The 21,939-nt window shown below is 73.3% G+C and carries 19 protein-coding genes; 11 read left to right on the top strand and 8 right to left on the bottom strand.

Features of this window, described 5'->3' with window-relative positions:
- Positions 1–409: 409 nt before the first annotated feature.
- Positions 410–1,447, bottom strand: a complete 1,038-nt coding sequence (locus ABZ842_RS32870; protein ID WP_361545258.1) for an endonuclease/exonuclease/phosphatase family protein — start codon at positions 1,445–1,447, stop codon at positions 410–412.
- Between the two features lie 340 nt (positions 1,448–1,787).
- On the opposite strand from ABZ842_RS32870, the gene panB reads away from it, so the two are divergent.
- The 3 genes from panB (at position 1,788) to ABZ842_RS32885 (ending at position 4,675) form a co-directional block, all read left to right on the top strand.
- Positions 1,788–2,648: a 3-methyl-2-oxobutanoate hydroxymethyltransferase gene (gene panB, locus ABZ842_RS32875; RefSeq protein WP_361545261.1), complete on the top strand. Its 861-nt coding sequence runs from the start codon at positions 1,788–1,790 to the stop codon at positions 2,646–2,648.
- A gap of 159 nt (positions 2,649–2,807) precedes the next feature.
- Positions 2,808–3,821: an ATP-binding cassette domain-containing protein gene (locus ABZ842_RS32880; protein WP_361545264.1), complete on the top strand. Its 1,014-nt coding sequence runs from the start codon at positions 2,808–2,810 to the stop codon at positions 3,819–3,821.
- Complete coding sequence (locus ABZ842_RS32885) at positions 3,818–4,675, top strand: ABC transporter permease (RefSeq protein ID WP_361545267.1); 858 nt, start codon at positions 3,818–3,820, stop codon at positions 4,673–4,675. The genes ABZ842_RS32880 and ABZ842_RS32885 overlap by 4 nt, the downstream gene beginning before the upstream one ends.
- Before the next feature lie 21 nt (positions 4,676–4,696).
- On the opposite strand, the gene ABZ842_RS32890 is transcribed toward ABZ842_RS32885, so the two are convergent.
- Positions 4,697–7,993, bottom strand: coding sequence for a BTAD domain-containing putative transcriptional regulator (locus tag ABZ842_RS32890; protein ID WP_361545270.1), 3,297 nt, complete (start codon positions 7,991–7,993; stop codon positions 4,697–4,699).
- Between the two features lie 131 nt (positions 7,994–8,124).
- On the opposite strand from ABZ842_RS32890, the gene ABZ842_RS32895 reads away from it, so the two are divergent.
- Positions 8,125–8,928 carry a site-2 protease family protein gene (locus ABZ842_RS32895; protein ID WP_361545273.1) on the top strand — a complete coding sequence of 268 codons (804 nt, stop codon included), beginning with the start codon at positions 8,125–8,127 and terminating at the stop codon, positions 8,926–8,928.
- Between the two features lie 182 nt (positions 8,929–9,110).
- Here the strand turns inward: ABZ842_RS32895 and ABZ842_RS32900 are convergent, their stop codons facing one another.
- Both ABZ842_RS32900 and npdG read right to left on the bottom strand, forming a co-directional pair.
- Positions 9,111–9,287, bottom strand: a complete 177-nt coding sequence (locus tag ABZ842_RS32900; RefSeq protein ID WP_361545276.1) for a hypothetical protein — start codon at positions 9,285–9,287, stop codon at positions 9,111–9,113.
- A gap of 92 nt (positions 9,288–9,379) precedes the next feature.
- Positions 9,380–10,099: an NADPH-dependent F420 reductase gene (npdG, locus tag ABZ842_RS32905; protein WP_361545279.1), complete on the bottom strand. Its 720-nt coding sequence runs from the start codon at positions 10,097–10,099 to the stop codon at positions 9,380–9,382.
- Positions 10,100–10,187: 88 nt separating this feature from the next.
- Here npdG and ABZ842_RS32910 point away from each other — a divergent pair, with 88 nt between their 5' ends.
- Both ABZ842_RS32910 and ABZ842_RS32915 read left to right on the top strand, forming a co-directional pair.
- Positions 10,188–10,793: a hypothetical protein gene (locus ABZ842_RS32910; protein ID WP_361545282.1), complete on the top strand. Its 606-nt coding sequence runs from the start codon at positions 10,188–10,190 to the stop codon at positions 10,791–10,793.
- Positions 10,794–10,876: 83 nt separating this feature from the next.
- Positions 10,877–12,154, top strand: coding sequence for an MFS transporter (locus tag ABZ842_RS32915; RefSeq protein WP_361545284.1), 1,278 nt, complete (start codon positions 10,877–10,879; stop codon positions 12,152–12,154).
- Between the two features lie 139 nt (positions 12,155–12,293).
- On the opposite strand, the gene ABZ842_RS32920 is transcribed toward ABZ842_RS32915, so the two are convergent.
- The gene (locus ABZ842_RS32920) at positions 12,294–12,509 is read right to left on the bottom strand and encodes a hypothetical protein (protein ID WP_361545426.1); all 216 of its coding nucleotides are present in this window, start codon (positions 12,507–12,509) and stop codon (positions 12,294–12,296) included.
- A gap of 66 nt (positions 12,510–12,575) precedes the next feature.
- Between ABZ842_RS32920 and map the strand changes: the two genes are divergently transcribed.
- Positions 12,576–13,433, top strand: coding sequence for a type I methionyl aminopeptidase (gene map / locus ABZ842_RS32925; RefSeq protein ID WP_361545287.1), 858 nt, complete (start codon positions 12,576–12,578; stop codon positions 13,431–13,433).
- A gap of 178 nt (positions 13,434–13,611) precedes the next feature.
- Entirely contained in the window at positions 13,612–14,274 is a 663-nt protein-coding gene (locus ABZ842_RS32930) for a biliverdin-producing heme oxygenase (protein WP_361545290.1), read from the top strand.
- A 116-nt stretch (positions 14,275–14,390) separates the two neighbouring features.
- Here the strand turns inward: ABZ842_RS32930 and ABZ842_RS32935 are convergent, their stop codons facing one another.
- The 3 genes from ABZ842_RS32935 to ABZ842_RS32945 all read right to left on the bottom strand — a co-directional run bounded on the left by ABZ842_RS32935 (position 14,391) and on the right by ABZ842_RS32945 (position 18,392).
- Complete coding sequence (locus ABZ842_RS32935; protein WP_361545293.1) at positions 14,391–15,155, bottom strand: PhzF family phenazine biosynthesis protein; 765 nt, start codon at positions 15,153–15,155, stop codon at positions 14,391–14,393.
- 109 nt (positions 15,156–15,264) lie between these two features.
- On the bottom strand, positions 15,265–16,833 hold the full coding sequence (locus ABZ842_RS32940) for an HtaA domain-containing protein (RefSeq protein ID WP_361545295.1): 1,569 nt from the start codon (positions 16,831–16,833) through the stop codon (positions 15,265–15,267).
- 89 nt (positions 16,834–16,922) lie between these two features.
- The gene (locus tag ABZ842_RS32945; protein WP_361545298.1) at positions 16,923–18,392 is read right to left on the bottom strand and encodes an HtaA domain-containing protein; all 1,470 of its coding nucleotides are present in this window, start codon (positions 18,390–18,392) and stop codon (positions 16,923–16,925) included.
- A 369-nt stretch (positions 18,393–18,761) separates the two neighbouring features.
- Between ABZ842_RS32945 and ABZ842_RS32950 the strand changes: the two genes are divergently transcribed.
- Genes ABZ842_RS32950 through ABZ842_RS32960 form a run of 3 tightly spaced genes read left to right on the top strand, consistent with a single transcriptional unit; the run spans position 18,762 to position 21,708 of the window.
- Positions 18,762–19,766 carry an ABC transporter substrate-binding protein gene (locus tag ABZ842_RS32950; protein WP_361545301.1) on the top strand — a complete coding sequence of 335 codons (1,005 nt, stop codon included), beginning with the start codon at positions 18,762–18,764 and terminating at the stop codon, positions 19,764–19,766.
- A 41-nt stretch (positions 19,767–19,807) separates the two neighbouring features.
- Positions 19,808–20,875, top strand: coding sequence for an iron ABC transporter permease (locus ABZ842_RS32955; protein WP_361545429.1), 1,068 nt, complete (start codon positions 19,808–19,810; stop codon positions 20,873–20,875).
- Complete coding sequence (locus ABZ842_RS32960; protein WP_361545304.1) at positions 20,872–21,708, top strand: heme ABC transporter ATP-binding protein; 837 nt, start codon at positions 20,872–20,874, stop codon at positions 21,706–21,708. The genes ABZ842_RS32955 and ABZ842_RS32960 overlap by 4 nt, the downstream gene beginning before the upstream one ends.
- Positions 21,709–21,939: the final 231 nt, after the last annotated feature.

Consider the following 21,939-nt stretch of genomic DNA (forward strand, 5'->3'; position numbering starts at 1 on the left):
AATCCACACCGAACCCGGAAGGCCCTCACCCGTTCAAGACACATCGGCCGAGACCTGCGTCACCCGTCCACAACCTCCCAGGGCAATACACCTAGCCCCGTGCGTCTGACGCACTCGCCGTTTCCCTGCGGGAACATTGGTCTCCGCGCCCCGGTGGTGGGCTCGTCGCGCAGTTCCGCCCCCTCGGCCCCAGAGGGCCTGGGGAGACCCCCAGCGCCACCTGTTTCGCTGCCCCCGTCGTTTGTCTGCGGGCCGAGGGCAGGGTGTTTGGGGCGCTGGGGGTCCCCCCGTGCCCGCAGGGCACAGGGGGCGAAACTGCGCGAACAAGCCCCGCCAGGGCGCGGAGGCCAACGCAGTCGTGGGGCTGCGGCCCGTGGGTCGACCGTCGAGCCCGCCGCATGGCGGACCGTCAGAGTTTGATGCTGGCTGCTACTGGGAGGTGGTCGCTGTTCGTGCGGGGGAGCGTCCAGGACGAGACCGGCTCCACCCCCCGCACCAGGATCTGGTCGATCCGCGCCATCGGGAACGACGCCGGCCAGCTGAAGCCGAACCCGTCCCCCGCCGCCCCCTGCGTCGACCTCATCTGCGCCGTCACCGACTTCAGCGCACGGTCGTTCATCGTGCCGTTGAGGTCGCCCAGCAGCACGACCCCCGCCACCCGCTCCCGCGAGATCGCCTCGCCCAGCGCGTCCGCGCTCCGGTCGCGTTCGCTCGCCGTGAAGCCCGCGCGCATCTTGACCCGTACGGACGGCATGTGGGCCACGTAGACCGCGACCTCGCCCTGGGGCGTGACGACCGTGGACCGCATCGCGCGGGTCCAGCCGAGCCGGATGTCGACGGGGGCGACGTCCTGGAGCGGGTACTTGCTCCACAGGCCCACCGTGCCCTGCACGGCGTGGTACTTGTACGTCTCCGCGAGCGCGTCGCGGTACGCGGAGACCCGGCCCGGGGCCAGTTCCTGGAGCGCGAGGACGTCCGCGCCCGACGCCGCGACGTCCTTCGCGGTGCGCTCCGGATCGGGGTTGTCCGCGTTGACGTTGTGCGAAGCGACCGTCAGATCGCCCCCGCCGGTGGACTTGTCGGTGATCAGGCCGCCGAAGAGGTTGAACCAGACGAGCACGGGCAGCAGCAGGGCGATCAGCGCCGTCGCCGACCGCCGCCACAGCGCCACCAGCAGCAACAGCGGCACGGTGACCACCGTCAGCCACGGCAGGAACGTCTCGGAGAGGCTGCCCAGGTTCCCTATCCGGTTGGGAACGTGGGCGTGAAGCCCCGTCAGGAGGGCGACGAGCGCGGCGCACCCGGCGAGGACCAGGCCGCGCCGCCAGATGCCCGGATCGCCGCGCCAACTCCGGAACGGCCCCAGGCGACGGAGCCGGGATCGGGATGGGGTGACCGGGTCCTTCGGGTCGCCGCTCTCCGTCTCCGCTTCGTACGCCTGCACCATAAGAGCTTTTCCTCACTGCCTTGCGCCGCCACACACCAGCTTCGGCCCCGACACTAGGCGATGACGGTACTTCCCCGTGCCGCCCAGGGGCGGCCGTACGCTTTCGATGACGGTTGCGGGGCGCGTCGCGGTTCCTCGTATCGGCGCAGGTGGTGCAGGTGTGACCGAAGCATCACAACACCCCCGGACCCCATCGGGTGCGGGCGGGTCGGACACCTGACGTCACGGGGCGTCACCGAGCGGCCCCCGGTCTTTCCACGGTGCGGCACGAAGTGCCACCATGGGGGTGATCCGGGGACGCCGTCAGGGCGCCACGAGATGACGTAAGGAGCCGCAAGCCATGACGCTTCAGGCTGCCCACAAGCCCGCCGACAGCAGCAAGGCGCTGTACGGGGGCAAGGGCACTCGCCGCATCACGGTCCACGACGTCGCCGCCGCCAAGGAGCGCGGCGAGAAGTGGCCCATGCTCACCGCCTACGACGCGATGACCGCTTCCGTCTTCGACGAGGCGGGCATCCCCGTCGTCCTCGTCGGCGACTCCATGGGGAACACCCACCTCGGCTACGACACCACCGTCCCGGTCACCATGGACGAGATGACGCTGCTGGCCGCCGCGGTGGTCCGGGGCACCCAGCGCGCCCTCGTCGTCGGCGACCTGCCGTTCGGTTCGTACCAGGAAGGGCCGGTACAGGCCCTGCGCAACGCCACCCGGCTGGTCAAGGACGCCGGGGTGGGGGCCGTGAAGCTGGAGGGCGGCGAGCGCTCGCTGCCGCAGACCGAGCTGATCGTCCAGGCCGGCATCCCCGTCATGTCCCACCTGGGCCTGACCCCGCAGTCCGTGAACACCATGGGCTACCGGGTGCAGGGCCGGGACGAGGAGGCCGCGCACCGGCTGCTGCGGGACGCCAAGGCCGCCCAGGACGCCGGCGCCTTCGCCCTCGTGCTGGAACTGGTGCCCGCCGAGTTGGCCGCCGAGGTCACCCGCTCGCTGCACATCCCGACGATCGGGATAGGCGCGGGCCCCGACACGGACGCCCAGGTCCTGGTCTGGACGGACATGGCGGGCCTGACCGGCGGCAAGGTGCCCCGGTTCACCAAGCAGTACGCGGACCTGCGGCGCACCCTGGGCGACGCGGCGAAGGCGTTCGCCGACGACGTCGTGGGCGGCGCCTTCCCGCAGGAGGAGCACACCTTCCACTGAGGCCCGCGGCACACCCGAGCCACCCCCGGCACAGACGACAGCCCGCCGATCTTCCCCCGTCGGCGGGCTGTCGGCCGTCCACGGCCGCTGTCGGCCACTGACGGCCGCTGTCGGTGGAGTGTCGGCGATCTGTCGGCGGCGGCCGGCACCGTGGACGGCATGATGCGAAACGACAAGAACCCGCACGGCGCCGGGGACACCGCCGTTCAGGTGCGGGGGCTGGTCAAGCACTACGGGGAGACCAAGGCGCTGGACGGCGTGGACCTCGACGTCCGCGAAGGCACCGTGCTCGGCGTGCTCGGCCCCAACGGTGCCGGCAAGACCACCCTCGTACGCTGCCTGTCCACCCTGATCGTCCCGGACGCCGGGACCGCGACCGTCGCCGGCTACGACGTGGTGCACCAGCCCCGGGCGCTGCGCCGCGCCATCGGTCTGACCGGGCAGTACGCCTCCGTCGACGAGAAGCTGTCCGGCTGGGAGAACCTGTACATGATCGGGCGGCTGCTCGACCTGTCGCGCAGGGACGCCCGGGCCCGCAGCGACGAGATGCTGGAGCGCTTCTCCCTCACCGAGGCGGCGAAGCGGCCCGCCGCCCAGTACTCCGGCGGCATGCGGCGCCGGCTCGACCTGGCCGCTTCGATGATCGGGCGGCCCTCGGTGCTCTACCTGGACGAGCCGACCACCGGACTGGACCCGCGGACCCGCAACGAGGTGTGGGACGAGGTCCGCACCATGGTCTTCGAAGGCGCCACGGTGCTGCTCACCACCCAGTACATGGAGGAGGCGGAGCAGCTCGCGCACGAGCTGACCGTCATCGACCGGGGCCGGGTCGTCGCCAGCGGCGGCGTGGACGAGCTGAAGGCCAAGGTCGGCGGCCGGGCGCTGGTGGTGCGCCCGTCCGACCCGGCCGACCTGTCCGAGATGGCGCGGGCGCTGGCCGAGACCGGCCTCGACGGGATCAGCGGGGTGCGCACGGTGCCCGAGGAGGGCCAGTTGTACGTACCGATCCTGGCCGACGTGCAACTGACCGCGGTGATCGGCCTGCTGGCCGAGCGCGGCTTCGAGATCGCCCACATCGGCACCCACCTGCCGAGCCTGGACGAGGTGTTCCTGGCCATCACCGGAGAGAAGACGAGCGGGTCGCAGGCGGCCCTTGAGGAGGTCGCCGCATGAGCGCCACCACCACCAGCGAGCCCACCCGCACGGCGGCCGGCACGGCGCCGAAGGCCGCGCCCCGCCCGGCGGGCGAGGGCCGCATCGGGCTGCGCGCCAACCTGCGCCACATCGGTGCGCTGGCCCGCCGCAACACCATGCAGATCAAGCACGACCCGGAGTCGATGTTCGACGTCCTGCTGATGCCGATCATCTTCACGCTGCTGTTCGTGTACGTCTTCGGCGGCGCGATCTCCGGCAAGGGCAACCAGCAGGACTACGTCAACTACGTGGTGCCCGGTCTGATGGCGATGATGGGCCTGAACATCGCCATGGCGGTCGGCTCGGGCGTCAACGACGACTTCAAGAAGGGCGTGATGGACCGCTTCCGGTCCATGCCGATCGCCCGTTCCTCGGTACTGATCGCGAAGGTCGTCGTCGAGGTCGGCCGGATGCTCGTCGCCATGGTCATCCTGCTGGGCATGGGCTTCCTGCTCGATCTGGAGGTCGGCGGCACCTTCGCCGGGCTGCTGGCCGCCATGGGCCTGTCGCTGCTCTTCGGCGCCTCGCTGATGTGGATCTTCATCCTGTTGGGGCTGGCCCTGCGCACCGCGCAGGCCGTCCAGGGGATGGCGATGCTCATCCTGATGCCGCTCCAGTTCGGTTCGTCGATCTTCGCGCCGCCGGACACGATGCCCGCCTGGTTGGAGACGTTCACCAAGTACAACCCGCTGTCCAACCTGGCGGACGCGGCCCGCGCCCTGATCAACGGCACGCCCGTCGGCGACTCGGTGTGGATGACGCTGGTCTGGACGGCGGCGATCACCGCGGTCACCGCGCCGCTCGCGGTCCGCAGGTTCCGCACCAAGACGTGAGCGGCGCCCCTCGGGGCCGGCTCAGACGAGGGCGACGGCCTCTTCGGCGGAGAGGCCGTCGCCCTCGGCGTACGCAGCCGGGTAGGCCTCCTTGAGCAGGGCCCGCAGCCGCGCCTCCACCTGCTCGTGCTGTTCCGCCTCATGGCGCGGCATGGCGTAGTCCGCCATCCGCTGGGCGTCGGCCGCGCCGAGGATGCGTGCGGCGTCGGCGGCGCGCTCGGGGTGGAGCGCGGACAGTGCACCGGCCGCCGTGACGAGCTGGGGCGCGATCATGTGCGGGGCGACCGCCCTGCACAGCGGCGTCAGCGCCCCTTCCAGGGCCCGGCGCGCCCCGGCCAGGGCCCGCTCGTGGTGGCCGTCGAGGTGGTCCAGCCAGGCGAGGAAGCCACGCACCATGTCCTCGAAGGCGACGAGCATGCTGGCCTGGAACTGGCCCAGCATCTCGGTCATCAGCTCCCGTGACTCCGCGATCCGACCCGTCCTGCCGAGCCACAGCCCGAGCACGATCCGGGCGACGGCGCTGGCCTCGTGGAACTCGACGTCCTGGCCGTCGACGACCTCACGGAGGATCGCCTCGCCCCGGGCGCCCTCCTCCGGGCCCAACTCCATCAGCGCGCCGCCGAGCCGGGCCCGCAACACGGCGACCTGGCCGTGGGCGCCGATCCGCTCGGCCCGCGCGACGGCGGCGGCGTAGTCGTCAGCGGCGTCCGCGTAGTCGCCGCGCCGCTCCCGCGCCTCCGCGCGGGCGGCCAGGGACTCGGCCTCGCCCCAGGAGTCGCCGAGCCGTTGGAAGATCTCCAACGCCTCGTCCGCGTCGCGGATGGCGTCGCCGGCCCAGCGGGTCCGGTTGGCGAGGACGTTGGCCCGGGTCTCCAGCGCCGACGCCAGCTCCCAGTCGTATCCGGGCAGGGACCGGCTGGTCCGTACGGTGTCGTTGAGCACCTTCTTGAGGGCTTCCAGGTCCCCGGTCAGCAGCACGGCGAAGAACCACATGGACGCCGGGTGGCGGCAGATCTGCGGCAGGCCGGCGTGGTAGACCCGGGTGACCCTGCGCAGTCGGTCCAGGCCGTGGGGCGAAGTCCACACCTCCATGTCGCGGTTGATCACCACCATCCGCATCATGTCGTTGCTGCGGCGGGCCTCGTCGAGCAGATGGGCCGGCCAGGGCGGGGGGAGGTCGGTGGGGCGTTCGTGGACGGGTTCGGCGGGGCCGCAGTCCGGGCCGAAGGGGTCGGGGCCCAGCTCGCGGGCGGCGACGGTCCAGTGGCGGGTCTCGGTGCGCAGGTCCTTCATCTGCCAGTACCAGGTGAGGGACATCACGAGGGAGAGGACTTCTTGTTCCTCGCGGGCGGCGACGGCGCGGCGCAGCGCGGTGCGCAGGTTCTCGTACTCGACGTCCAGCAGGGCGAGCGCGACGTGCTGGTCGGGGCCGCGCAGCAGGGGGTCGGTGGCGCGGGCCAGCTCCCGGTGGTGGACGAGGTGGCGGCGCTCCACCGGGGCGCGTTCGCCGGATTGGTCGAGGCGTTCGGCGGCGTACTCGGCGACGGTCTCCAGCAGTCGGTAGCGCATCCCGGCGGCCTCGTCGGGCACCGCGACCACCAGCGACTTGTCCACCAGCGCGGCCAGTACGTCCAACACGTCGCCCGCCGCGGGCAGTTCCTGGCCGCAGACGGCTTCGGCCGCCGACAGCGCGCAGCCGCCGGCGAACACCGACAGCCGCCGCAGCACGGTCCGTTCGGCCTCGTCCAGCAGGTCCCAGGACCAGTCGACGACGGCGCGCAGGGTCTGCTGCCGGGGCAGTACGGTACGGCTGCCGCTGGTCAGCAGCCGGAAGCGGTCGTCCAGCCGGTCCGCGATCTGCCGGGGTGCCAACGCGCGCAGCCGCGCCGCGGCCAACTCGACCGCCAGCGGCAGCCCGTCCAGGCGTCGGCAGATCTCCGCGCACGCCTCCGGGTCGTCCGCCACCGAGAACCCGGGCCGCGCCGCCGCGCCGCGGTCCGCGAGCAGCCGCAGCGCCACCTCCTGGGGCAGCGGGTCCACCGCCCGCACCACCTCCCCGGGCACCCCCAACGGCTCACGGCTGGTGGCCAGCACGGTGACGCCGGGGCAGTCGCCGAGGAGGCGTTCCACCAGGGCGGCCGTGGTGCCCACCACGTGTTCGCAGTTGTCGACGATCAGCAGCATCCTGCGCCGGGCGCACAGCTCGACCAGCCGCCGCAGCGGTTCGTCCCCGGTCCCTTCGGCGACCCTCATCTCCTCGGCGCCGGCGCCGCGCAGCACGGGGCCGCGGGCGCCGAGCGCGGCGAGGACGGCTTCGGGCACGGTCTCCGGGTCGTTCACGGGGGCGAGTTCGACCAGCCACACGCCGTCGGGGTGGTCGGCGGCGACCCGCTCCCCCGCCTCCTGCGAGAGCCGGGTCTTGCCGGACCCACCGGGGCCGAGCAGCGTCACCAGCCGGGCGCGCTGCAGGTCGTCGCGGAGGTCCGCGATGTCGTCCTCGCGGCCGACGAAGGACGTCAGCCGGGCGCGGAGGTTGCCGCGCGGAGCCCGTACGGGGTTGTTCGGTACGGGGGCTCGTACGGGCGCGGGCGACGGTTCGGCGGGGGCGAGCAGCTCGCGGTGCAGGGCGATCAGCTCCGGGCCCGGGTCGGTGCCCAGGCGTTCGGCGAGGGAGCGGCGCAGCGTCTCGTACGCGTCCAGGGCGCGGGCGGGCCGGCCGGCGGCGCGCAGGGCGCGGACGTGCAGGGCGTGCAGGGGCTCGTCGAGGGGGTGCGCGGCACACAGGTCGGCGAGCTCCGGGAGGGTCTCCTCGGCCCGCCCGAGCGCCGTGAGCGCGGTCAGCCGGGTGCGTACGGCCTCCAGCCGGCGGGCCTCCAGCCGGGCGGCTTCCGCACCGCCGTCGGGGAGGTCCGCGAGGGCGGGGCCGCGCCACAGCCCGAGGGCGTCGTCCAGGACGTCCAGCGCCTTCGCGGCGTCCCCGTCGTCCAGGGCGCGCCGGCCCTCGCCCGCGAGCCGGGTGAAACGGTGCAGGTCCACGTCGTCGTGGTCGGCGCCGAGCCGGTAGCCGCCGCCGTCGGAGAGCACGGCGTCCGCGCCGATGGTGCGCCGCAGCCGGCCCACGAGGGCCTGTAGGGCGCCGGTCGCGTCGGCGGGCGGATCGCCGTCCCACACCTCGTCGACGAGCACGGCCACGGGCACCGCCCGGCCGGCACGCAGTGCCAGCACGGCCAGTAGCGACCGCAGCCGCGCGCCGCCGATCGCGACGGGCGCGCCGTCGTCGTCATGGACCTCGGTGGTGCCGAGCAGCGAGTAGCGCACCCGTTCATTGTCCCCAACGCCCGTTCGTCGTCGCTCGGCACCCGTGATCCGGTTCGGTCGGGGTGCGGACGCGGGAGCGGCGCGCCGGGTACGGTCGGTGCGCACGCCGTCACCCCACAGGAGTCGCACCCATGATCCACACCGCCTCCCGCCGCAGCGGGCGGGGCATCAGCCCCGTCTTCCTCGGGATCGTCGCGATCGGGGCGGTCTCGGGGTGGGCCGTGTGGACGGACTTCGGGAAGACCGCCGGGGTCGCGGTCTTCCTCTTCGTGACCGCGGCGTGGGTCGTCTCGCTCTGTCTGCACGAGTACGCGCACGCCCGCGCGGCACTGCACAGCGGGGACGTCACCATCGCCGACAAGGGCTACCTCACGCTCAACCCGCTGGCCTACACGCACGCGCTGACCAGCGTGATCCTGCCGGTCCTCTTCGTGATCCTGGGCGGCATCGGACTGCCGGGCGGCGCGGTCTTCATCGAACGCGGCCGGATCCGGGGTCGCTGGCGGCACAGTCTGATCTCGGCGGCGGGCCCGCTGACGAACGCGCTGTTCGCGGTGGTGTGCACGGCGCCGTTCTGGCTGGGCGGGCTGGACGGCGTGCCGGTCCTGTTCCAGTTCGCGCTGGGCTTCCTGGCGCTGCTCCAGATCACCGCGGCGCTGTTGAACTTCCTGCCGGTGCCGGGGCTCGACGGATACGGGGTGGTCGAGCCGTGGCTGTCCCCGTCCCTGCGCCGCCGCGTGGAGCCGATCGCGCCGTACGGCCTGTTGGTCGTGTTCGCCCTGCTCTTCTTCGTGCCGGAGGTGAACAGGGCGTTCTTCGACGTGGTGGACGCGATTTTGCGGGGCTTGGGGGTGGGGGACCTGGAGTCGAGCTGTGGCTACGAGTACTACCGGTTCTGGCGCGGCGAAAACGCGGCGTGCGCGTCCTGGCTCTGACCCTGCGGGCCGCCCGCGCCCCTGTTTTGCTGCCCCCGTCATTTGTCTGCCGGGCATCAGCGAGGTCTTGAGGGGCGCTGGGGTCCCCCACGGCGGAACTGCGCGAACAGCCACAGACAGGCCGCAGACGGGAACGGCGGGTCTTCAGGGGCGCGAGCCCCGGCGGGCTGAGGCTTGCGGGGTCACCTCACCCCGGCGCGTACCTTTCCGCGGCGGATGTAGTACCACGCCATGTTCGACGACAACCCCGCCAGCAACACCCACACCACACCGATCCACATGCCCTGGACGAACGAGACCACCGCCGCCGCCACGGCGAGCGCGCAGACGGCGAGGGAGTAGACGGCGAGGCGGGGCATGGGGTCGGCTCCTGTCGGTCCTGGCGGGTGCTGGCGGGCGTCGCGACGTGGGTCGTGCGCCCGCTCCAGTGTCCCCCATGCCCCGCCGGCGCTCACACGTCGGTGACCCGCAGCCCCGCGTGGGCCTTGTAGCGGCGGTTCACCGAGATCAGATTGGCCACCAGCGACTCCACCTGGTGCGCGTTGCGCAGCCGGCCGGCGAAGACGCCGCGCATGCCGGGGATGCGGCCCGCGAGCGCCTGGACCAGGTCCGTGTCGGCCCGGGACTCGCCCAGCACCATCACGTCCGTGTCGATCTCGTCGATGGCCTCGTCCTGGAGCAGGACCGCGGACAGGTGGTGGAACGCCGCGGTCACCCGCGAGTCCGGCAGCAGCGCTGCGGCCTGCTCGGCGGCGCTGCCCTCCGCCGGCTTGAGGGCGTACGCGCCCTTCTTGTCGAAGCCGAGCGGGTTCACGCAGTCGATCACCAGCTTGCCGGCGAGGTCCTCGCGCAGCGCCTGGAGCGTCTTGGCGTGCCCGTCCCACGGCACGGCGACGATCACCGCGTCGCTGCGGCGGGCGCACTCGGAGTTGTCCGCGCCCTCGATGCCGAGGCCCAGTTCGGCCGCGGCTGCCTGGGCGCGCTCGGCGGCGCGGGAGCCGATGATCACCTTCTGGCCGGCCTTGGCGAGCCGGTAGGCCAGCCCGCGGCCCTGGTCGCCGGTGCCGCCGAGGACGCCGACGACGAGTCCGGACACGTCCGGCAGCTCCCAGGGGTCCTTGGGGGCGGATGCGGCTGCCGCGGCGCCGGCGGTGTTGTCAGTGGAAGTCATGAGCCCGACCCTACTGGCAGGTACACGTACGGGTGAGTCCCGCCGAAGCGGTGCTCGCCCCGGCGGCGCGTGCTCCAGGATGCGGGCCATGGATGCCGTACGCGTCGCGCTGCTGCGCGAGGTCCTGGCGGGCACCCGGTGGCCCGCCGCCGCCCGACGGTTCGCCGGGGTCCTCCGGTCGTCCGTGGTCCCGCGCGGCGGCGGGCTGCTGCTGGTCGGGACGGCGGAGTACGAGCCCTGGCACCTGGCCGCGCACCTGGTGGACGAGGCGGCCTGGTCGGGCCGGCCCGAGCTGACGCCGACCCTGGTGCGCCACGGCACCCGCCCCGGCGCCCCGCCGCACCTCGCGGTGGGCCTGGACCGCCTGGGCGGCGTGCGCCGGGGCGAGACGCTGTTGCTGGTGGCCCCGGACCGTCCGGGCGAGGTCCTGCTGGAGCGGGTCCACGACGCCCGTCGCAGCGGGGCGACGGTCCTCGCGCTGGAGTCCGGCGACGCGGACGTGCAGGGGCTGGCGCACGAGTGGCTGTCGGTCCGCCCGGAGAGCGACGAGGTGGACCTGGACACGGTGCAGCACCTGGTGAGCGCGGCGGCCGGGGAGAACGGCCTGCCGGTGGCGCGCGGCAGCCGGCACTTCAGGGACCGGGTGTCCCGGCTGGTGGACCAGCTGACGTCGCCGCCGCCGGAACGTTGGTGAGCGGCGCTCGCGCACCCCGCCGGCAGGCACCGCGGGGAAAATCGTTTGCCCGCACCATCCAACCGCCGTGACGATGACCGGTTGTGGCGTCCAAGCTCTCCGCGATACTCCCCGACCTCTCCCCCTGGCACTCCTCCCGGGACTTCCGGCTGCTGTGGGGCCAGGGCCTGATCACCTTCTTCGGCAGCTTCATGGCGATGATCGCCCTGCCGCTCCAGATCAAGGACCTGACCGAATCGCCCCTCGCGGTGGGCGCCATGGGCGCCGTCGAGCTGGTGCCGCTGATGGTGTTCGGGCTGTACGGCGGGGCGCTCGCGGACGCGATGGACCGTCGCAAGGTGATCTTGTGGACCGAGGCGGGACTGGGCTTCCTGGCGCTGCTGCTGTTGGTGAACTCGCTGCTGCCGGAGCCGCTGCTGTGGCCGCTGTACGTGGTCGCGGCGGGCGTCTCCGCGCTGGCCGGGCTCCAGCGGCCGGCGCTGGACTCGCTGATGGCCCGCATCGTGCCGCACGACCAACTCACCGCGGCAGCCGCGCTGAACGCCCTGCGCTGGCAGGCGGGCGGCATCCTCGGGCCCTCGCTGGCGGGCGTGGTGGTGGCGTACGCGGGCCACGCCACGGCGTACGGCATCACCATCGTCACCTTCGCGGTCTCCGTCGCGCTCTGCCTGCGGCTGGCGCCCGCGCCGGCGGCGGGCGACGCGGAGCGGCCGTCGCTGCGCGGCATCGCGGAGGGCGCCCGGTACGCCTGGTCACGGCCGGTGCTGATGGGCACGTACGCGGTCGACCTGTTGGCGATGGTGCTCTCCGCACCGATGGCGATCTTCCCGTTCCTCGCGGACGAGCTGGACGCGGAGTGGTCCCTGGGCCTGATGTACGCCTCGGTCTCGGTGGGCTCGGTCGCCCTCAGCCTGACGAGCGGCTGGACCTCGCGGGTGCAGCGGCACGGCCTGCTGCTGATCTTCGGGGCGATGGCGTGGGGGCTGGGGATAGTGGCGGCGGGGGTGTTCGACAACGTGTGGCTGGTGCTGCTGGCGCTGGCGTTCGCGGGCGCCGGCGACATGCTCAGCGGTCTGGCCCGCAGCACGATCTGGAACCAGACGATCCCGGACAACCTCCGGGGCCGGCTCGCGGGCATCGAGGTGCTGTCGTACAGCGTGGGCCCGCAGATGGGCCAGGTCAGGGCGGGTGCCATGGCGGGCTGGACGGGGACGCGGCCGGCGGTGTGGGCGGGGGGTGTGGCGTGCGTGGCGGTGGTGGGTGCGTTGGCTGCGGCGATGCCGAAGCTGGTGGCGTACGACGCGTCGACGGATGCCGACGCCCAACGCCGCCGCGCGGAAAAGGAAGCCACCCCGCTGTAGCCCTGCGCCCTGCGCTCTGCGCCGCCTGGAGATACCCGCCGTTTCCCTGCGGGTGCGTTGCCGTCTGCGGCCCGGTGGCGGGCTGTTCGCAGACAGCAACGCACCCGCAGGGGAACCGCGAGGTCACGCGGGGCGGGGGCTACTTCGGTGGGGGCTCGTGCCAGCGGGGGTCCTCGTCCCACTCCGCATTGCGTTCCCGCGCCGTCTCCATGGCATGGGCCGCCTCCTTAGGCGACCCGTACGGCCCCATCCGGTCCTTCGCCGGACACTCCGGCCCCTCCTCTACCTTCTGGTGCTTCAGGCAGTAGTACCACTCGCCCGGCTTCCCGACCGTCCGCCGCTTGAACAGCGCCATCACCAACGCCTCCCTCTTCCCTCTCGTCCCCATGCTGCCCCACGCCCCGTGGTTAGACTCGCTGACATGTCTGGCCAGTCATTGCTCGTGCCGGGTGAGCTCTCCCCCACCCGCTCCGTTCCCGCCGCCGTCAAGCGCCCCGAATACGTCGGGAAGCCCGCCCCGACCCCTTACACCGGGCCGGAGGTGCAGGACCCCGAGACGGTCGAGCGGATGCGCGTCGCCGGGCGCATCGCCGCCCGGGCGATGGCCGAGGCCGCGAAGCACATCGCGCCCGGCGTGACCACGGACGAACTGGACCGGGTCGCGCACGAGTTCCTGTGCGACCACGGGGCGTATCCGTCCACCCTGGGCTACCGGGGCTTCCCCAAGTCGCTGTGCACCTCGGTGAACGAGGTGATCTGCCACGGCATCCCGGACTCCACGGTGCTGCGCGACGGCGACATCGTGAACCTGGACGTGACGGCGTACATCGGCGGCGTGCACGGCGACAACAACGCCACGTATCTGTGCGGTGACGTGGACGAGGAGTCACGGCTGCTGGTGGAGCGCACCCGGGAGTCGCTGAACCGGGCGATCAAGGCGGTCAAGCCGGGGCGGCAGATCAACGTCATCGGGCGGGTCATCGAGTCGTACGCCAAGCGCTTCGGGTACGGCGTGGTGCGGGACTTCACGGGCCACGGGATCAATTCCTCGTTCCACTCCGGACTGATCGTCCCGCACTACGACGCCCCGCACGCCACCACCGTTATCCAGCCGGGGATGACGTTCACGATCGAGCCGATGCTGACGCTGGGGACGCACGAGTACGACATGTGGGACGACGGCTGGACCGTGGTCACCAAGGACCGGAAGCGGACCGCGCAGTTCGAGCACACGCTGGTGGTGACGGACACGGGCACCGAGATCCTGACGCTCCCCTGACCGTACGGGGGCGGGAAGTCCGCGAAGACGGGGACGGGAACGGGTTTTACCGACAGCACGTCGGGAACACATTGACTTAGGTAAGCCTAAGTAGAGAGAATTGGTGCTGGCAACAGCCGTGGGCCGCTGCCGTCTGTGCTGTCCGTCTCAGCCCGTCCCATCGCCCCGGAGGTCCGCCGTGGACGCCACCGCCCCCGCCCCCTTCTCCCAGCTGCTGCGCTCCGCCACGCACGACAAGCACGACGAGGCGAACGCCTCCCCCTTCATCGGCCACCTGCTCGCCGGGCAGCTGGGCATCGAGGCGTACGCGCGCTACACCGAGCAGCTGTGGTTCGTGTACCGGGCGCTGGAGGAGGCCGCGGAGTCGCTGCGGGACGACCCGGTCGCTGGGCCGTTCGTCCGCGACGAGCTGATGCGCACGCCCGAGCTGGAGCGCGACCTCGCGCACCTGCGGGGCGAGCGCTGGTGGGAGGGCGCCCGGCCGCTGCGGGCGACGGCGGCGTACGTCGCCCGGATCGAGGAGTGCGCACGGAACTGGCCCGCCGGCTACGTGGCGCACCACTACACCCGCTACCTGGGTGACCTCTCCGGCGGCCAGGTCATCCGCGACCAGGCCGAGAAGACCTGGGGCTTCAACCGCAAGGGCGACGGTGTGCGGTTCTACGTGTTCGAGCGGATCTCCAACCCGGCGGCGTTCAAGCGGGCGTACCGCGAACTGCTGGACTCGGTGGACGCGGACGACCTGGAGAAGCAGCGGATCGTGGACGAGTGCCGCCGCGCCTTCGACTACAACAGCGCGGTGTTCTGGGAGCTGAACGAGGCGTACCCGCTCAGCGCCTGATCCGCACCACCGCGGCCGTACGGACCGGCCCCAGGTCGCGTCCGGAACGTCTTGTGTGCGGTTGCCTTGGCTGGCGCGCCGCCGCACGGGACCTCACGGGACTTGGCGGACACGACCTAGCCCATCGACCGCAGCGCCTCCGTGACGCTCAGGCGGCGGGCGGGCACCGCGGCCGGCGGGGGGACGGGGGTGAGTACCGGCGCCTGGGAGACCAGGCGCACGCGTCCGCCGAGTTCCACCTCGCCACCCGGGCCGGGGGCCGTCAGGATCTGCGACCCCCGGCCCTGAGTGATGTTCAGGGCCCGGCCGAGCCGGTCGGTGAGCAGCAGCGCGGCGGTACCCGTCGCCTCGTCTTCCTCCGCCGCGTCGCCGTCTGCCGTGTCGAGCGGGCGGAACGCCCTGGCCCGTACGCGGCCCGCGGCCTCCTCCTCCCAGGCCCAGGCGTACCACCACTCCCCCGGGGCCGCGCCGGTCGGCGGGCCGGTGAGCGCGTCGACCTCGGCGGGGGAGGCGTGCTGCGCGAGGGTGCACGGCGGCGCCCAGTCGGCGCGGACCGTGATCCAGGTGAACTCCCCGTCGCCGCGGGCCCACACGGGCCCGGGCGGCGGGTTCAGCTCTTCCAGGTCGAGCAGCCAGGCGGCGCCGATCAGGGCCGCGCCGGCGAAGGGCAGTCGTCGGCCGGGGGCGTGGACGTCGACGGCTCCGCGCTCGGGGTCGTCGACGAACACGGTCTCGCCGCGGCCGACTTCGGCGGCGAGGGCCTGCCGGGCGGCCGGGCCGCGGTGGCGGCGGGCGTCGCGGACGACCGAGACGGCGTTGCCGTGCCGGCCGTCGGCGGAGCAGAAGACGTGCAGCACGTCCAACTGGTCGCGTTCGTTCACCCCGGCATTGAAGCACCGCGGGACGGTGGTGTGCACACGCGTCAACGGCGGGGCGGCGCCGGCACGTTGGCTGCCGGGCCGCCCCGCCGTCGTGCGACGGGGATGCGGATCAGCCGGTGGCGCCCGCCCGGCCGCGGCGGCGGGCCAGGACGAGCGCGCCCGCGCCGGCCGCGGCGATGCCCGCGGCGGCGGCCAGCAGCCCGGTCACCGGGACGTCGGCGCCGGTGTTGGCGAGGGCGCCGCCCGTACCGCCGCCGACCGAGCCGCCCACGGAACCGTCCGCCGCGCCTCCGACGGCACCGCCGACCGAGCCGCCGCCCACGGAACCCCCGCCGGTGCTGTCACCGGCGCCGTCGCCGGTCGTACCGCCGGACGAGGAGCCACCGGACGAAGTGCCGCCGGAGGTGGTGGCGGCGGGCAGTTTCACCGACTTGTCGAGGGCGACCGCGACGTTCACCCGGTCCAGTTCCTCCCCCGGCTGGTACATCCCGCTGAACGCCTTGCTGCCGTCCGCGGTGAGCTTCGCCGGCACCCCGGTCAGCTGCACCAGTTTGTCCTTGGCCGTCAGCGCGTTCGCCGGGACGGTGAGGGTGGCGAGGCCGAGGTCGTTGTGGGTGGAGACCTTGCCGGTGTTCTTGTCCTTGGTGGACACGTCGGCGAGCAATGTGCCCTTGGCGCCCTGCACCCGGACCTTCAGGTCGCTGAGCTTGAGGTCGAGCAGGTACGTGCCCTGGATCTCGTGGCCGAGGAAGCGCACGCCGCCGTCGAAGGACGCGTCGAGGGACTTCTTCGCCGGGTCGAAGGTGCCCTTGCCCTTGGGGAAGCGGAATCCGGCTGCGGTGTTCTTGGCGCCGCCGGAGAGCTCGATCTTGCCCTTGGCCATGCCGGTGGTGACGTACGAGCGGAAGCGCTCCTTGACGCCCCAGTCGAGGTTGCCGTCGACGATCGCGCCGTCCGGCGCCGCGGGCGGGTCGCTCGGCTTGCCCGACGGCTCGGGCGACGGCTTCGTCGGCTCGGGGTCGGGGTCGGGCGAGGGGCGGGGCGGCATCTCGGCCTTCACCGTGAGGGTGGCGGCGTCCAGTTCCTCGCCGGCCTTGTACATCCCCAGGGCCTCGGCGCCCTCGGCGGTCAGCTTCGCCGGGATGTCCGCGAAGACCATGGCGCCGCCGGCGCCCTGCCCGGGGGACTTGTCCGTCAGGTCGAGCGCTGCGACCTGCACGTCCTGCCGGGTGGCGCCCTTGGCGGTGACGTCAGCGGTGATGAAGCCGCTGGTGCGGTTGGTGGTCAGCTTCAGGTCGGCGAGCCCGATCGTGTAGCCGTACTTGGTGGCGTCGAAGGTGACGGAGCCCTTGAAGGCGGTCCGCACGCCGTGCTTGGACATGTCGTACGTGCCCGTGCCGGCGGTGAAGGCGAACGGGCCGTTGCCGGCGGCCTGTCGGGCGCCGTCGGCGACCGTGATGGTCCCCTCCGAGCGCTCGACGACGTGCTTACGGAAGGTCTCCTTGAAGCCCCAGTCGAGCGTGCCGTCCTTCAGCTGGTACGTGGGCGCGGCGGCGGGGGCGGAGGGCCGCGCGTCGTCGCCGGCCGCGAAGGCGGGCAGGCTCAGGGCGGTGGCTCCGAGCGCGACCGCAGTGGCGGTCGCGGCGGCCACGGCCAGGGGGCGCCTTGTTGCTGACATCGGGTTCTGCTCCTGCGTGTCGGGGGATGGGTTCAGGGGTGTGGCGCCGGCCGGGGGCGGCCGGTCGGGCACGGCAGACCGGGGGGGGTTCAGCCGGCCGGGGTTTCGGTCGCGGTGTCGGTCGCGCGCCGGCGGCGTACGACCACGAAGGCGAGCGCGAGGGCGACGATCAACACGCCCGCGCCGACGGCGAGGTACGTCGCGGTCGAGGACCACCACGACGACGGGGACGGGGACGAGGACGAAGAGGCAGCCGGGGCGGCGTCGGAGGCGGCCGGGGCCGGCGTGGACGCGGACGGGGCGGCGGCCCCGACGTCGCTGCCCAGGTCGGGCAGGGCGGGCAGTTGGGCCTTGGCGTCGACGGCGACCGCGAGCGACACCGGGTCCATCTCGGTGCCCGCCTTGTACATGTTCCCGAACGCCTCGGCGCCTTCCGCGGTGAGCGTCGCCGGCGCTTCGGTGAGGGTCGCCAGGCCCGCCTTCGGCGCGAAGTCCTTCGCGCCGAAGGTGACCAGGGGCACCGCCTTCGTGGTGGCGCCGGCGCTGGCGACGTCGGCGCTCAGCGTGCCCGTGCCGCCCGCGACCTTCGCGGTGACCTTGCTGAGGGTCAGGTCCAGGTTCTCCCCGGTGAAGCGGACGGAGCCGGCGAAGGAGGCGTCGAGGCTCTGCTTCTGCGCGTCGTACGCACCGGTGCCCGTCGGGAAGCGGAAGAGGGCGCCGCCGTCCTGCGCGCCGTCGGCGAGGGTCCACTTGCCCCGGGCGATCGAGCCCGTGACGTACTCGCGGAAGGTGCGGCGCACGCCCCAGTCGACGGCGGCGTCCCGGACCGTGCCCTGCGCCGCGTCCGTGGCGTCCTTCGCGGCCTTGGCGTCCTTCGAGCCGCTGCCGGCCGACGGCTGCGGCTCCTTCGGCTGCGCCTGCCGCGGCGGGCCCGCGTTCACGAGGTCGACGCTGAGGCTGATCGGGTCCAGCGCGGTGCCGGCGGTGTAGAAGCCGGCGAAGGCGGTGGCGCCCTGGGCGGTGAGGGTGGCGGGGACGCTGGCGAGCCGGATCGGTCCGCTGCCGCCCTTCATGTTGACGCCGGAGAGGTTGAGGGAGGCGAAGGGGACCTGGGTGGTGGAGGTGACCTTGCCGGTGCCCCTGGCCTTGCTGACCATGTCGACGTGGAGGGTGCCGCGACCGCCCGCGATCCGCACGGTGGGGCGGCTGACGGCCAGGTCCAGCTCGTGGCCGCCGTTCGGCTTGCGGTGGCCGGTGAAGTGGACCCCGCCGCCGAAGCGGGCCTCGAAGGCGCCGGTGGCCGGGTCGTACGAGCCCTTGGCGGAGTGGAAGCGGAACTGTCCGGCGCCGACCGTGGCCGCGCCCGACGTCAGCCGGTAACCGCCGTCGGCGATCGGCCCGGTGACGTACGTCTGGAACGACTTCTTGATGCCCCAGTCGAGCCTGCCGCCCCGCACCTCGCCCTCGGCCGCATGGGCGGCGGTGGCCGGGAGCAGGGCTCCGAGCAGGGCCGCGAGCAGCGCCACGGCGAAGGCTCGGGCCGTTCGGTACGGCGGCATGGGTTCCCTCCAGGGGTACGGCGACGGGCGCTCGGGCGCACGGCCGGAGTCGGGTTCGGGGGGCGGGTTCGCGAGGGCGGGTTCGCGAGGGCGGGTTCGGGCGGCCGGATCGGGGTCGGTGGACGTCTGCGGGCTGCGCGGGAGCGCGCACCTGGGACGAACGACCCGTCGTCCGGGCACGGGACGGGCATGGGACGGGCAACCGGCGCACCCCCACCCTGGCCAGCAAGGTAAGGCTAACCTAAGCTATCTCCAGCCCGGGTCGGTAGTCCCCGTAGGGCCCCATTTGCGGCCCCGTCCGGGTGGCCGCAGCCGACGACGGACAGACAGGACGGTGCCCCCGTGCCTTCGGACCGCAGAACCCCCTTGGTGCGTACGGCACTCGCCGCGCTCGCCCTCGCCGTCGGCCTCGCGGCCACCGGTTGCGGCAGCGGCGACACCGCCGCGAAACCGGACGGGGGCGGCTCCGCCTCGGCGCCCGCCGACCGGGTCGAACCGCTCGCCGGCACGCCGGCGCCGAAGCTGCCGGTGACCGTCGACTCCGCGGACGGCAAGCAGGTCACGGTGGCCTCCGCCGAGCGGATCGTGCCGCTGTCCGGCTCCCTCAGCGAGATCGTGTACACCCTCGGGCTCGGGGAGCGCGTCGTCGCCCGCGACGTCACCGCCACCTTCGAACAGGCCGAGGAGCTCCCGGTGGTGACCCGGGGCCACGACGTGTCCGCCGAGAGCGTGCTGTCCCTCAAGCCCACCCTCGTCCTCGCGGACACGACCACGGGACCCGACGAGGCCGTGGCCCAGATCCGCGACGCCGGCGTCCCGCTCGTCACCGTGGAGACCGCGAAGGGCCTGGACGACGTACGGACCAGGATCGAGGCGGTCGCCGGCGCACTCGGCGTCCAGGCCGCCGGCGCCGAACTCGTCGAGCGCACCGAGTCCCGCATCGCCGCGGTCCGGAAGACGATCCCGAAGCCCGCCGACGGCAAGGAGCCGCGCGTCGCCTTCCTCTATCTGCGCGGCTCCGCCTCCGTGTACCTCATCGGCGGCGCCGAGTCCGGTGCGTCGTCCCTGCTGGAGGCGGCCGGCGCGATCGACGCGGGCAAGGAGTCCGGGCTCACCAAGGACTTCACCGCCATCACCAGCGAGGCGCTGGCCAAGGCGGCGCCGGACGCGATCCTCGTGATGAGCAAGGGCCTGGACTCCGTCGGCGGCGTCGACGGGCTGGTGAAGATCCCCGGCGTCGCCCAGACCCCGGCCGGCATGGACCGCCGGGTCGTCTCCGTCGACGACGGCGTCCTGCTGAACTACGGACCGCGCACCGACCGGGTCCTCGCCTCGCTCGTCGAACAGCTCCACGGGCAGGGGAAGGACTCGTGACGGCGACCGCCGACTCCCCGCCCTCCCTGCCGCGCACGGCGGTGCCGCCGCCCGCGAAGGGGTCCCCCGCACCGCGGCGCCGCCGCTCCGCCTCGGCCCTGCTGACCGTCGGACTGTCCGCCGCGCTCGTCGCCGTCGCCCTCGTCTCGGCGGGGTACGGCGCGTACGACATCCCGCTGGCCGACGTGGTCGCCTCCGTGCAGCACCGCGTCGGGCTCGGCGGACAGGCTCTCGACCGGGTCGGCGAGAGCGTGCTGTGGAACGTACGGCTGCCGCGCGTCGTCCTCGCGCTCCTGGTGGGGGCCTCGCTGGGGTGCGCCGGAGCCCTGATGCAGGGCGTGTTCGGCAATCCGCTGGCCGAGCCCGGCATCATCGGCATCTCCGCGGGCGCGGCGGTCGGCGCGGTCGGCTCCATCGCGCTCGGCCTGAGCTTCTTCGGCAACTGGACCATCACCGCGTGCGCGTTCGTCGCCGGCCTGGCGACGGTGCTGCTGGTGTACGCGATGTCCCGGTCCGGCGGGCGTACGGAGGTGGTCACGCTGATCCTCACCGGGGTCGCCGTGAACGCCTTCGCCGGCGCGCTCATCGGGCTGTTCATCTTCTTCGCCGACAACGCCCAGATCACCCAGATCACCTTCTGGCAGCTCGGCTCGCTCTCCCAGGCGACCTGGCCGAAGGTGCTCGCCGTGCTGCCGTGCACCCTGCTCGGGCTGCTCGTCGCGCCCTTCTACGCCCGCAAGTTGGACCTGCTGGCGCTCGGCGAGCGGCCGGCGCGGCACCTGGGCGTCGACGTGGAGCGGCTGCGGCTGACGTTGATCCTGGTCGTGGCGTTGCTGACGGCCGCGGCCGTCGCCGTCGCCGGGATCATCACCTTCGTGGGCCTGCTGGTGCCGCACCTGCTGCGGATGGCGAACGGGCCGGGGCACCGCTTCCTGGTGCCCGGCAGCGCGCTCGGCGGTGCGCTGATGCTGGCCGCGGGCGACTTGGCGGCCCGTACGGTCGCCGAGCCGGCGGAGCTGCCGCTCGGGGTGCTCACGGCGCTCTTCGGCAGCCCGTTCTTCTTCTGGTTGTTGCGCAGGACCCGCCGTCGACAGGGAGGCTGGGCGTGAAGAGGCTCTTCTCGGTGCGCGAGCGGGAGTTGCCGGGGCGCCCGGCGCCCGGTGACGTCCTCGCCGAGGCGCGCGGACTGCGGGTGCGGCTCGGGGACCGCGAGGTCCTGTCGGGCGTCGACCTGGACGCCCGCGCCGGCGAGGTGCTGGCGCTGGTGGGCCCCAACGGGGCGGGCAAGTCCACGCTGTTCGCCGCGCTCGCCGCGGACCTGGCGCCGGACGCGGGAACGGTACGGATCGCGGGCCGCCCCGCCGGCGCCTGGGCGCCGCGCGACCTCGCCCTGCGGCGCGCGGTGCTCCCCCAGTCCTCGTCGCTGTCCTTCCCGTTCCCGGTGGCGGAGGTCGTCCGGATGGGGCGGGCGCCGTGGGCGGGGACGGTGCGGGAGGACGAGGACGGGGCGGCGGTGGCGCAGGCGCTGCGGGCGACGGAGACGGAGGGCTTCGCGGACCGGCCCTTCTCCGAACTGTCCGGCGGCGAACGGGCCCGGGTCGCGCTGGCCCGCGTCCTGGCGCAGCGGACGTCGCTGCTGCTCCTCGACGAACCGACGGCGGCGTTGGACCTGCGGCACCAGGAGTTGGTGATGCGGCTGTGCCGCGGTCGGGCGGCGACGGGGGACGCGGTGGTCGTCGTCCTGCACGACCTCGGCCTCGCGGCGGCGTACGCGGACCGCGTGGCGGTGCTGAGCGGGGGCGGGGTGGAGGCGGTGGGGGTCCCGGCGGATGTGCTGGAGCCGTCGCTGCTGACCCGCGTGTACCGCGAGCCGGTCGACGTCTTCCCCCACCCACGCCACGGCACCCCCGTAATCCTCCCCACGCGCACCGAGCTCGCGTGAGCGCTCCCGCGCGCGGGCTGCGTTGGCCTCTGCGGCCGGGTGGTGTGCTTGTCGCGCAGTTCCCCGCGCCCCTGGGTTCCTGTACCCAAGGCCCTTGGATCCACTAGCCGGCACTGGGAACGACGGGGGAAGCACATCAGGGGCGCGGGGAACCGCGCGAGCAGCCCACCACCGGGCCGCAGAGACCAACGCTCTCGCAGGGAAACGGCGGGCAGGTCACCAGCCCACAAT

The sequence above is a fragment of the Streptomyces sp. NPDC047315 genome (assembly GCF_040643215.1).
GTDB lineage: Bacteria > Actinomycetota > Actinomycetes > Streptomycetales > Streptomycetaceae > Streptomyces.

Excerpts from the sequence above, each read along its gene's own strand:
- ABZ842_RS32870 (WP_361545258.1), bottom strand. The coding sequence starts at position 1,447 with ATGGTGCAGGCGTACGAAGCGGAGACGGAGAGCGGCGACCCGAAGGAC.
- panB (WP_361545261.1), top strand. The coding sequence starts at position 1,788 with ATGACGCTTCAGGCTGCCCACAAGCCCGCCGACAGCAGCAAGGCGCTG.
- ABZ842_RS32880 (WP_361545264.1), top strand. The coding sequence starts at position 2,808 with ATGATGCGAAACGACAAGAACCCGCACGGCGCCGGGGACACCGCCGTT.
- ABZ842_RS32885 (WP_361545267.1), top strand. The coding sequence starts at position 3,818 with ATGAGCGCCACCACCACCAGCGAGCCCACCCGCACGGCGGCCGGCACG.
- ABZ842_RS32895 (WP_361545273.1), top strand. The coding sequence starts at position 8,125 with ATGATCCACACCGCCTCCCGCCGCAGCGGGCGGGGCATCAGCCCCGTC.
- ABZ842_RS32900 (WP_361545276.1), bottom strand. The coding sequence starts at position 9,287 with ATGCCCCGCCTCGCCGTCTACTCCCTCGCCGTCTGCGCGCTCGCCGTG.
- npdG (WP_361545279.1), bottom strand. The coding sequence starts at position 10,099 with ATGACTTCCACTGACAACACCGCCGGCGCCGCGGCAGCCGCATCCGCC.
- ABZ842_RS32910 (WP_361545282.1), top strand. The coding sequence starts at position 10,188 with ATGGATGCCGTACGCGTCGCGCTGCTGCGCGAGGTCCTGGCGGGCACC.
- ABZ842_RS32920 (WP_361545426.1), bottom strand. The coding sequence starts at position 12,509 with ATGGCGCTGTTCAAGCGGCGGACGGTCGGGAAGCCGGGCGAGTGGTAC.
- map (WP_361545287.1), top strand. The coding sequence starts at position 12,576 with ATGTCTGGCCAGTCATTGCTCGTGCCGGGTGAGCTCTCCCCCACCCGC.
- ABZ842_RS32940 (WP_361545295.1), bottom strand. The coding sequence starts at position 16,833 with ATGTCAGCAACAAGGCGCCCCCTGGCCGTGGCCGCCGCGACCGCCACT.
- ABZ842_RS32945 (WP_361545298.1), bottom strand. The coding sequence starts at position 18,392 with ATGCCGCCGTACCGAACGGCCCGAGCCTTCGCCGTGGCGCTGCTCGCG.